1 pseudogene is annotated in these 869 nt (G+C 60.9%); it reads left to right on the top strand.

The features are described from left to right. Positions 1-66: 66 nt before the first annotated feature. Positions 67-813, top strand: a pseudogene (locus JDO7802_RS18925) (IS6 family transposase). Positions 814-869 lie beyond the last annotated feature (56 nt).

Raw genomic sequence — 869 nt, 5'->3', positions numbered from 1 at the left:
ACTGTTGCGTTGTTGATCATCTAACGGCGATGCTGCTTCCGATTGCCGATGTAGAGGAAGGATGCCGTGCGACACGATCCGTTCTGGGGACATCGGTTTCCGCGAGAGGTGATCCTGCCTGCCGTCCGGTGGGACTGCCGGTTTCCCCTCTCGTACCAAGATGTCAGTGATCTGTTGGCAGCGCGAGGGATCACGGTGGACCGGGCTACGGTCTTCCGCTGGGTCCAGAAATTCGGCCCCGAGATCGCCAGGCGCGCCTACAATCACCGCATCTGGCGGGGGCTAAACTGGCACGTAGACGAACCTATATTCGTGTCGGCGGCCCGTGGCGCTCCCTCTGACGTGCCGTAGATCACACTGGCCGGTTCATCGACGTCCGGCTGACAGCAAGGCGTGATGCTGGAGCTGCCAAAGCCTTTTGAAGCAGGCCATCGAGAATGTACGCCTCTACCGGCCCGTTTCCATCTGCATTCCCTCTCGGGACATTGCCATGCAATGCCCTGCCGGGCAGTGGACAAGGCCCCCGGATATCGGAAGGTGATCCAGGATCTGAACCGTCGATATGATCTGCACTTCGACAGCATCCTGCACGTCGACCGGACGTGGCGAAACAACCGGATCGAGAGCGATCAGGCCGCCTTGACGCGCCTGCCTGGACCGCGTCAATCGTTCCGCTCGCTGCGATCCGCGAAAGCGACGGTCGTCGCGATTGAGACAATCCGGACCATCAAGAACGGCCATATCTCGAACACGGCACCCGGTGTCCGCGGGGAGGCCGACTTTGTCCGGGCCCTGTTCCGTAAGACGACCTGAAAGAGCGGACGAATGGCCGATCCGTGCTCAAAGCCAGCTAACGCAACAGTCCCGGT

This window comes from Jannaschia donghaensis (genome assembly GCF_001403795.1).
GTDB lineage: Bacteria > Pseudomonadota > Alphaproteobacteria > Rhodobacterales > Rhodobacteraceae > Jannaschia > Jannaschia donghaensis.
This window is presented reverse-complemented; position numbering and strand designations above follow the sequence as displayed.